This window comes from Pseudomonas agronomica (assembly GCF_025917275.1).
GTDB classification, from domain to species: domain Bacteria; phylum Pseudomonadota; class Gammaproteobacteria; order Pseudomonadales; family Pseudomonadaceae; genus Aquipseudomonas; species Aquipseudomonas agronomica.
Window position 1 is genome coordinate 1 of the sequence record NZ_JAOSHO010000185.1, and the last position, 9,262, is coordinate 9,262.

Genomic DNA, 9,262 nt, shown 5'->3' on the forward strand with positions numbered 1-9,262 from the left:
CAGCTCCTACACAGCTCGTACACAGCTCCTACAGGCAGGCCAGCGGCAGCGGGCTGTTCCCACAGGGTCAGGTGGTGGTCTTACTGGCGGCGCAACCGCATCAATTCCGGCAACCCGATCTTCAGCAGACGCGCCGTGCGCCCCCGAGCGAGCTCTTCCAGGCCTTCATGAGATGGCAAATGGGCCATCTGCGCAGCCATGTTCATCACCAGCGCCTCGCGGGAATAAACCCCACCGCCCAGGCCATACACTGCCGCGATCAACTCTCGCAGCTCCAGCGGCAGCCGCCAGCGGGTGCGCAGCGCCGAGCCGAAACCGGCGCCGAACTGTTCAAGGGAATCCCCGACTTCCTCGGGCTCATCCAAATCGCCACCGGCCTGCGTCCATTCTTCCAGGCAGCGCAGCAGCGCCAGATCGCCCAAGCGATGCAGCAGGCCCGCGCAATAGCAGCGCTCCTGCTCCAGGTCCAGCATCCGGGCGATCGTCCGGGCGTACTCGGCAGTGTGCAGCGATAACTCCCAATAACGTTCGGCATAGTCCGCCAGGCACGGAACATTCAGCCTGGCACAGCGCTTGATGGTCAAGCCGAGGATCAGATTCATGCTCTGTCCGGTACCGAGCTGGTGCAACGCCTGGGCCACGGTCTGTACCGGACCGCCGCCCTGATGCTGGGCAGCGCTGTTGGCCGCGGCGATCAGCACGGCGGTGATCTGCGGATCGGTGCGGATCTCTTCTTCCAGCAGCTTCAGATCCAGCCCGCCGGGATTGAGGCTGCGCTTGATCGCCACTTGCACATCGGTCATCAACGGCGCGCCTTCTGCCAGGTCCCGTCGGCGCTCAAGGAACGTGGCCAACGTCAGCCCCGGCCCCGGGGTTGGCGCGGGATTGGAAGTGTCTTCGCCGCTCAATAGCAAGCCTTGCAAACGCTGGGTCAGGTTCTCGCGGTTCAAGGGCTTGGTCAGGTACGCCGTCGGCGCCAGCGGCAAGACCTCGCGCACGCTGGCGCCGTCGTTGCGGCGGCTCACCAGGATGAACGGCAACGCGGGCGTACGGTGCTGCTGGCGCAAGCTGCGCAAAATGCTCAGGCCATCGACACCTGGCAACTCCCAATCAGCGATTATCAGATCGTAGGGGGTGTGCGCCAGCAGCTCCAAGGCCTGCCGTCCCTCGTCACAGGTGTCCACCCGCGCATCGCAACGCACGCGTGACAAGACCTGCTCAAGCAGTTCCCTGGACGCTGGATCGGCCTCGGCGATCAGCACACGCGGTACAGCAGGTAAATCCACAGCAGTCATGCCGCATCGCTCCCTTGCAATACATGCACCTTAGACAATTGCGGCCGTTCCAGACAGCCCAAAAACACCGGCCTCTTTCCTCGGGCATGAAAAAACCCGCCGAAGCGGGTTTTTTGTGGATCAACGCACAGCTCAAGGCTCTTGAATATCAGAGCTCGGAGAAGCACTCTTCGATGATCGCCAGGCCCTTGTCCAGTTGCTCATCCGGCGAAGTCAGCGGCACCAGCACCCGCAGGACGTTGCCGTAAGTGCCGCAGGACAGCAGGATCAGGCCTTTGTCACGCGCCTTGGCGACGACTTGCGCCACCGCGGCAGCGTTCGGCTTGTGGCTGTCGCCATTTTCGAACAGTTCCACGGCAATCATTGCGCCCAGGGCACGTACTTCACCAATCACAGGGTATTTCTTCTGGATAGCCTTGAGGCCAGTCACCAGGCGCTCGCCCACGGCCTTGCAGCGATCCAGCAGGTGTTCTTCTTCGAACACTTCCATCACCGCCAGCGCTGCGGCGCAAGCTATCGGGCTGCCCGCGTAGGTGCCGCCCAGGCCACCCGGTGCGATGGCATCCATGTACTCGGCCTTGCCGCACACACCGGCCAGCGGGAAGCCGCCCGCGATGGATTTGGCGAAGGTGGTCAGGTCGGCGGCAACGCCCATCTGTTCCATGGCGAAGAAGGTGCCGGTACGGCCAGCACCCGTCTGCACTTCATCAGCGATCAGCAGGATGCCGTGCTGGTCGCACAGGGCGCGCAGGCGCTTCATGAATTCTTTCGGCGCCACATAGAAACCACCCTCGCCCTGGACCGGCTCGATGATGATGGCGGCGATGTCGCGCGGCTCGGCGTCGTTCTTGAAGATGCGTTCGATGCTGGCGATGGAATCGTCGATGCTCACGCCGTGCAATTCGTTCGGGTACAGCGCGCGGAAAATACCGCCGGGCATCAGGCCCATGCCGGCCGAGTACGGCACGACTTTACCGGTCAGGCCCAGGGTCATCATGGTGCGACCGTGGTAGGCGCCGGTGAAGGCGATCACACCGGCGCGGCCAGTGGCGGCGCGGGCGATCTTCACGGCGTTTTCCACCGCTTCGGAACCGGTGGTGACCAGCAGGGTTTTCTTGGCGAAATCACCCGGGACCTTGGCGTTGATTTTTTCGCACAGTTCCACGTACGGCTCGTAGGCCAGGACCTGGAAGCAGGTGTGGGTCAGCTTGTTCAGCTGTTCGGTCACGGCGGCAATGATTTTCGGATGCACGTGGCCGGTGTTCAGCACAGCGATACCGCCGGCGAAATCGATGAACTCGCGGCCTTCAACGTCGGTTACCGTGGCGTTCTTCGCCGATTCGGCGAAGATCGGGTGAATCTGGCCGACACCACGTGGAACAGCGGCGGTACGGCGGGCCATCAAGTCAGCGTTAGTCTTGCTCATTACAGTCCTCATTCGCCGCTCATCGGTCGGCGTGGCTCAAGGAATACATGGCGGGGAGGCAACTGCGACAGCATGCGATGATCGACTGCCGCAGCGTTCCGGCCACAAGAAACAGAACAGGTGAAACGCGCAAAGGGACAGCGCTCTCGTGCCCTTTGCGCTTGAAGCAGATCAGATACCCAGGCAGAGGTATTTGATTTCCAGATAGTCCTCGATGCCGTACTTGGAGCCTTCACGGCCCAGGCCCGAAGCCTTGATACCGCCGAACGGCGCGACTTCGTTGGAGATCAACCCGGTGTTGACGCCAACCATGCCGTATTCCAGGGCTTCGGCCACACGGAACACACGGCCCAGGTCACGAGCATAGAAGTACGAAGCCAGGCCGAACTCGGTGTCGTTGGACATCGCGATCACTTCGGCTTCGTCTTTGAAGCGGAACAGCGGCGCCAGCGGGCCGAAGGTTTCTTCCTTCGCCACGGCGGCGGTTTTCGGTACGTTGGTCAGGATGGTCGGCTCGAAGAAGTTGCCTTCCATCTGCTTGCCGCCCGCCAGCACGGTGGCGCCTTTGCTGACGGCATCGGCGATGTGTTCCTGGACCTTGGCGACGGCTTTTTCGTCGATCAACGGGCCAGTGGTGGTGCCGTCTTCCAGGCCGTTGCCGATCTTGAGCTTGGCGACTGCGGCCTTGAGTTTTTCGGCGAACGCGTCGTACACCGAATCCTGGATGTACAGGCGGTTGGCGCAGACACAGGTCTGGCCATTGTTGCGGTATTTGGAAATGATCGCGCCTTCGACGGCCTTATCAAGGTCTGCATCGTCGAACACGATGAACGGCGCGTTGCCGCCCAGTTCCAGGGAGACTTTCTTGATGTCCTTGGCGCATTCGGCCATCAGCTGGCGACCGATCTCGGTCGAGCCGGTGAAGGACAACTTGCGCACGGTCGGGTTGCTGGTCAGCTCGCCGCCGATGTCGCCGGCGCTGCCGGTGACCACGCTCAGCACGCCTTGCGGAATGCCCGCACGGTGCGCCAGTTCCACCAGGGCCAGGGCAGAGAATGGGGTTTGCGAAGCGGGCTTGATGACCATGGTGCAACCGGCAGCCAGGGCCGGGCCGGCCTTGCGGGTGATCATCGCCGCCGGGAAGTTCCATGGGGTAATGGCCGCAGTCACGCCAATCGGCTGCTTGATCACGATCAGGCGCTTGTCGGGCTGGTGGCCAGGAATCACGTCACCGTAGATGCGCTTGGCTTCTTCGGCGAACCATTCGATGAACGAGGCAGCGTAGACGATCTCGCCCTTGGCTTCGGCCAGCGGCTTGCCCTGCTCCAGGGTCATCAGGCGACCCAGGTCGTCCTGGTTCTCGATCAGCAATTCGTACCAGCGGCGCAGCTTGTTGGCGCGCTCCTTGGCGGTCAACGCACGCCAGGCCGGCAGCGCCTTGTCGGCGGCTTCAATCGCACGACGGGTTTCGGCAGCGCCCATCTTCGGCACCGTGCCCAGTACTTCGCCCGTTGCCGGGTTGGTGACCTTGATCGTCTGACCATTGTCCGCATCGACCCAAGCGCCATCGATAAAGGCTTGCTGGCGGAACAACTGGGTGTCTTTAAGCTGCATGTCGGCTTTCCTTAACAGCACCGCGCGCACGCGGAGCGAATTAGAGTTGTAGAAAGGCGCCTTATGGGCTGCCGTCAGGGAAATCATCCACCGGGCTGAAGCACAGAAATAACGCACATAAGCACAGACGTGCGGTTCAGCACCCAGACAAGAGCGTTTGAAATCTCAAACGAATCCTAGGGCCGATGGGGTTCGGGGACAATAGGCTGTTCGAAAAAAAGAACGAAAAAGCCGCATTTGCCTGTTTTTTCTGATCAGCGTAGCCAACAGCCGCGGAGCGAGGCAGAAACAAACGGCAAATCAGCAGCATGGACGCCTGCCATGCTTATGAGTATCATGGCGCCCGCGTTGCACCAGTAGCTCAGCTGGATAGAGTACTGCCCTCCGAAGGCAGGGGTCGTGGGTTCGAATCCCGCCTGGTGCACCATACATGGAAAATCAAAAAACCCCAGTCCTCGCGGACTGGGGTTTTTTTGTTGCCTATTTTTTACTCAACGCCTGCGCAACGCCTCCAACCGCGCCGGCAAGTCTTCCTTGGGGAAACGTTTGTGCAGCGCCAGCAGTTTTTCATCAGCGGCTTTTCCATCACCCGCCTCACGCAAACGCAGGATTTCCATCAAGCCTTGCTCCAGCGATGGCAGCGCAGCCGGCGCGACCTTGCTCATTTTCGTGGCAGGCTTTTCCATCGGGGCCTGGTCGGCGCTTGCCGGAGCCCGGGCCAACTCGCCCTGGGGCGCCATGCGGACGATCGGTGCGGGCGCGGGCATGGCCGGCGGCGCTGCGGCAGCCGCGGGTTCTTGCCGGTCGGCGGACAATTCCATGGATGCGAGTGAGGACGGATGATCCTCGGGAACGGGTGAACGCAGCACCAGGCCGATCATCAGCGCCACACCGGCGACCGTGGCGAATGCCATTTGCCAGCGCGGCCGTTGACAGGCTTGCAACCAGCGTTGCCAGAGGCTGGGCGGCGGCGCCGGGGCTTCGCGTCGGGCGGTAGCCAGGATAAAGGCGTCCAGGGAGGCCGGCGGTTCGCCGCTGGCGTGTTGGCGAAAATGCTCGATGAGCCTTTCATCGTTGGGATCCGGGGTATGTTTGGGGTCGATCATGCGGGTACCTCCTCGGCCAACAGTCGATGCAATTTCTGTTGGGCGTAACGCAAGCGGCTCTTGACCGTTTCCAGCGGGGCTTCGGTCAGCGCCGCAATTTGCGGCAATTCCAGTTCGCCGTGCAGGCGCAGCAGGAACACTTCCCGCTGATCCTCGGGCAAGGCCTGCAAGGCGGCATCGAGCCGTGCCTGGTCGCGGCTCAGGCTCAATTGGTGTTCGGGGCTGCTGGCGTCGTCGGGCTGGACGTGGAGTTGCTCGTCATAGCTGTCATGCAACGGATTGTGGACACCGTGTTTGCGCCAGTGGTCAATCAACCGGTTGCGGGCGATCTGGAACAGCCAGGTCCGAAAACTAGCTCGCCCTTGTGGCTGGGTGGTGCTGCGAATCAGGCTGAGCCAAGTGTCCTGGAACACTTCCTCGGCCAGTTCGGCCTTGTTGCTCAGGGACACAAGGAACCGATAGAGCCCTTGGCGATGACGTGCATACAGGGCTTCGAAAGAAGCCCCGTCGCCATCGCGGTAGCGGGCCAGCAGCGATTCGTCGCTGGGGGAATCAAGCGCAGCGGGCATGTGGGGGGCGAACTCCTTTCGATGTAGAACACGGCCTGCCGGTTGCAGAGGACTCTGTGGAAGCCGGGCTTGCCCGCGAAGGCAAGCCAGCTCCCACATTTTGATCCTCGTTATGCGCAGGATCAGCGCTTGGCCGCAGGCTCGAGGCTCTGGGCCAACTCCACCAACTGCACGAACTCCGAGCGCAACCCAAACGGATCATCGCCGCGGGCCGAGCGCGCCAATTGCGCGGTGTCCTTCAGGCTCATCGTGCCAGTGTAGCGTCCATCGCCCTTGAGCTGCTGGGCAAAGGCGGCCACGGACGCGGCGAAGCGCAGGTCATCGCTGGGTTGTTTTTCGCTCTGCGCACTGGCGATTGGATGCTCGATCAAGCGACTGCTGCCACCCTCGACCGGTTTGTAGCGTACACGCAACATCGCCAGTTCACCGGACTTGCCGTCCGACTTCGGCGCGTTGCCATAACGCAGTGGTTCCAACCAGCCCGGTTCGCCCTTCGGGACAATTTCGTACAGCGCCGTCACCGTGTGCCCAGCGCCAATCTCCCCTGCGTCGACTTTGTCGTTGTTGAAATCCTCACGCTTCAAGGCACGGTTTTCATAGCCCAGCAAGCGATATTCGCTGACCTGGGCCGGGTTGAATTCCACCTGCAACTTCACATCCCGCGCCACCACCGCAAGGGTGGAGCTGAGCTGATCCACCAGGACCTTGCGCGCTTCGAGCAGGTTATCGATGTAGGCGTAGTTACCATCGCCAGCGTCAGCCAATTGCTCCATCAAGTGTTCGTTGTAGTTATCCACACCGAAGCCCAGCGTCGTCAGGGAGACGCCGCTTTTGCGCTGGTCCACCGCCATCTGCTTGAGGCTATCGAAATCACTGACCCCGACGTTGAAGTCACCATCGGTGGCCAGCAGGATGCGGTTGATGCCTTTGTCGATGAAGCTCTCCCGCGCCATCTGATAGGCCAGCTCGATACCCGAAGCGCCCGCCGTGGAACCACCGGCGTCGAGTTGATCGATGGCGTTGCGGATTGCCACCTTGTCGCGACCCGAGGTGGGCTTGAGGACCACCCGGGACTCGCCGGCGTAAACCACCAGGGACACCCGGTCCTGGTCGCGCAATTGGTCCACCAACAATTTGAGCGTGCTCTTGACCAGCGGCAGGCCTTCGCGACGGTCCATGGAACCGGAAACGTCCACCAGGAAGACCAGGTTGGCCGGCGCCAGGTCCGCCACGGCGCGGTCGCTGGCCTTGATACCGATGCGCAGCAAGCGGGTGTGGGGGTTCCACGGTGACGGGGCCACTTCGGTGGTCACGCCAAAGGGCGAACCGTCGGTGGGGAGGGCGTAGCTATAAGGAAAGTAATTGACCATCTCCTCCAGCCGCACCGCACCTTCGGGCGGCAGGCTACCTTGGTTGAGCAGACGTCGCACATTGGCATAGCTGCCGGTATCGACATCCACGCTGAAGGTCGAGACTGGCGTTTCGGCAACGCTATGGATGGGATTGTCCGGCAGTTTTTCGTACTGCTCGCGCGATTCGGCGCGGTAACCCGCGGCGACGGCATCGTTCGCCACGCTTGGGGCGGGCATCAATGTCGGCTTCATGGCCATGCGCTTGACTGCCGACGGGTGCATTTCGACGATCTCGCCTTGCGGCACGATGCGGGGTGTCACGGCCACTGGTTCGGACGGCGTGGCAGTCTCCCGGGACGAAGACATCCCACAACCGGCCAACGTCACCAGCAAAGTCACGGCGAAGCCTTGGGCAGCAGGACGCATAAAGAGATGTGGACGGGACATGGGCTGAACCTCGTGAATGGATGATCCGTACGCAAGGTCAGACGCAGGGCCTGCATGATTCGGGTTAACCGCTTGAAAATAATTTCCTGACTCCTCGCAGCCCTTCCTTAGTCCTTGATGCTTTTGCGATTTTCCCTCAAATTACCGCCCCCAGATCGAGACACTAAATTGCCATCACCCCTATAAGGACATTCCGTGCTCAAAACACTCCTCAAGGCCACCGCCCTCGCCGCCACCCTGTCAATGACCGGCTGCGTGTCCTACACCGTCACTGGCCCCGTGGGTGCTCCGGCGCACCCTGCTCCGATCAGCAGTCCGCGTGCTGCGCAAATCGCCGATGTGGCCGTTTCAGCCCCGGACGTCAACGACGCCACGCGCACGGCCATCAGCCGTTCCCTGACGGCTCAGCTCGATCAATACGTGCAGACTGGCGGCTACTTCAAGCAGGTCACGCAATACCCGACGCGCCTGGGCGAGAATGACGTGTTGCTCAAGTTCGACATGACTTCCCTCAAAGGCCATCGCGCCCCGCACCCGGGCTATTTCCCCGGCGCGTTGCTGACCCTGACCATCTGGATCTGGGTGAACGGTCCCATCTACGTCGACACTTTCGACGTCGCTGGAAACCTGAGCATCGTCGATCGCGACGGCAAGGAACTGGCGTCCGCCAAGGAGGAGATCAAGCTTGAACGCAACGTAGGCCTGTATGGCCGCGAATACTGGGCACCGACCATGGGGGCACAGCAATTGAATCAGTTGGTGGCGCAACTGATGGACAACGCCACGGCGCGCCTGGCCAAGCAATAATTTCTAGGAGCAGGACACCATGGGCTTCATCAAACACAGTTTCATATTGGCCGCCGTGCTGCTGACAGGTTGCGTGTCTTACTCGCAACACGAATTGCCGGACGTTAAAACCTGGCCGCCTGCCGCAGCCGCCCCAGCATCCAAGCCAACCGCCTTCGTGCGCACCACTGCGCAGAACCAGGTCAACAGTGGCCCGGCCGTCGCGTCCTCGGGCGCCCAGGCCACCGCGTGGGAAAGCTCGGTGGCCGAGACTTTCCGCGACTCCGGACGTTTTGCCCGGGTCAGCACCGACAAGGTGGAGTCGGACATCTACGCCGAAGCGACCCTGCGCAATAACGAACAGTTCAGCATGGCTTCGGCCATTATCACCGGCGCGACCTTCTTCATTATCCCGTCCACAGCCGAGAATACTTTTACGCTCGAAACCGTGTTCAAGGACAAGGACGGTAAAGAGCTGGGGCGTGTGCAGAAAAGCGAATCGGTACGCACCTGGATGCATTTGGTGCTGATCTTCGGTATTCCGTTCCAGCAGGACACCCGCGATGTGGTGCAGGCGCTGACGCGCAGCACATTGGAAGAGGCAGTGCAGCGGCGGTTGCTGTAATCGACTGCCCGCACAACGCAGGGAGCGTCCTTGTGGCGAGGG

General features: G+C 61.6%; 8 protein-coding genes and 1 tRNA gene. 3 read left to right on the forward strand and 6 right to left on the reverse strand.

Going from position 1 to position 9,262, the window contains the following annotated elements; all coding sequences use genetic code 11:
* Window positions 1-80 precede the first annotated feature (80 nt).
* The 3 genes from OC610_RS14765 to gabD form a co-directional block, all read right to left on the reverse strand.
* Window positions 81-1,295 (reverse strand): response regulator, encoded by a 1,215-nt coding sequence (locus OC610_RS14765; RefSeq protein WP_264428660.1) that lies wholly within the window; start codon window positions 1,293-1,295, stop codon window positions 81-83.
* Window positions 1,296-1,443: 148 nt separating this feature from the next.
* Entirely contained in the window at window positions 1,444-2,721 is a 1,278-nt protein-coding gene (gene gabT, locus OC610_RS14770) for a 4-aminobutyrate--2-oxoglutarate transaminase (protein ID WP_249876663.1), read from the reverse strand.
* Window positions 2,722-2,892: 171 nt separating this feature from the next.
* A complete protein-coding gene (gene gabD / locus OC610_RS14775) occupies window positions 2,893-4,335 on the reverse strand; it encodes an NADP-dependent succinate-semialdehyde dehydrogenase (RefSeq protein WP_264428661.1) in 1,443 nt (480 codons plus the stop codon).
* Between the two features lie 350 nt (window positions 4,336-4,685).
* On the opposite strand from gabD, the gene OC610_RS14780 reads away from it, so the two are divergent.
* A tRNA-Arg gene (locus OC610_RS14780) sits at window positions 4,686-4,762 on the forward strand.
* A gap of 64 nt (window positions 4,763-4,826) precedes the next feature.
* Here the strand turns inward: OC610_RS14780 and OC610_RS14785 are convergent.
* The 3 genes from OC610_RS14785 to OC610_RS14795 all read right to left on the reverse strand — a co-directional run bounded on the left by OC610_RS14785 (window position 4,827) and on the right by OC610_RS14795 (window position 7,809).
* Complete coding sequence (locus tag OC610_RS14785; RefSeq protein WP_264428662.1) at window positions 4,827-5,441, reverse strand: hypothetical protein; 615 nt, start codon at window positions 5,439-5,441, stop codon at window positions 4,827-4,829.
* A complete protein-coding gene (locus OC610_RS14790) occupies window positions 5,438-6,010 on the reverse strand; it encodes an RNA polymerase sigma factor (RefSeq protein ID WP_264428664.1) in 573 nt (190 codons plus the stop codon). The genes OC610_RS14785 and OC610_RS14790 overlap by 4 nt, the downstream gene beginning before the upstream one ends.
* Window positions 6,011-6,132: 122 nt before the next feature.
* Window positions 6,133-7,809, reverse strand: a complete 1,677-nt coding sequence (locus tag OC610_RS14795) for a vWA domain-containing protein (protein WP_264428665.1) — start codon at window positions 7,807-7,809, stop codon at window positions 6,133-6,135.
* A 195-nt stretch (window positions 7,810-8,004) separates the two neighbouring features.
* Here OC610_RS14795 and OC610_RS14800 point away from each other — a divergent pair, with 195 nt between their 5' ends.
* Both OC610_RS14800 and OC610_RS14805 read left to right on the forward strand, forming a co-directional pair.
* A complete protein-coding gene (locus tag OC610_RS14800; RefSeq protein WP_264428666.1) occupies window positions 8,005-8,616 on the forward strand; it encodes a hypothetical protein in 612 nt (203 codons plus the stop codon).
* A gap of 19 nt (window positions 8,617-8,635) precedes the next feature.
* The gene (locus OC610_RS14805) at window positions 8,636-9,220 is read left to right on the forward strand and encodes a hypothetical protein (RefSeq protein WP_264428668.1); all 585 of its coding nucleotides are present in this window, start codon (window positions 8,636-8,638) and stop codon (window positions 9,218-9,220) included.
* Window positions 9,221-9,262 lie beyond the last annotated feature (42 nt).

Bases quoted from the DNA above. Each gene is read 5' to 3' on its own strand.
- OC610_RS14765 (WP_264428660.1), bottom strand. From the start codon at position 1,295: ATGACTGCTGTGGATTTACCTGCTGTACCGCGTGTGCTGATCGCCGAG.
- gabT (WP_249876663.1), bottom strand. From the start codon at position 2,721: ATGAGCAAGACTAACGCTGACTTGATGGCCCGCCGTACCGCCGCTGTT.
- gabD (WP_264428661.1), bottom strand. From the start codon at position 4,335: ATGCAGCTTAAAGACACCCAGTTGTTCCGCCAGCAAGCCTTTATCGAT.
- OC610_RS14785 (WP_264428662.1), bottom strand. From the start codon at position 5,441: ATGATCGACCCCAAACATACCCCGGATCCCAACGATGAAAGGCTCATC.
- OC610_RS14790 (WP_264428664.1), bottom strand. From the start codon at position 6,010: ATGCCCGCTGCGCTTGATTCCCCCAGCGACGAATCGCTGCTGGCCCGC.
- OC610_RS14795 (WP_264428665.1), bottom strand. From the start codon at position 7,809: ATGTCCCGTCCACATCTCTTTATGCGTCCTGCTGCCCAAGGCTTCGCC.
- OC610_RS14805 (WP_264428668.1), top strand. From the start codon at position 8,636: ATGGGCTTCATCAAACACAGTTTCATATTGGCCGCCGTGCTGCTGACA.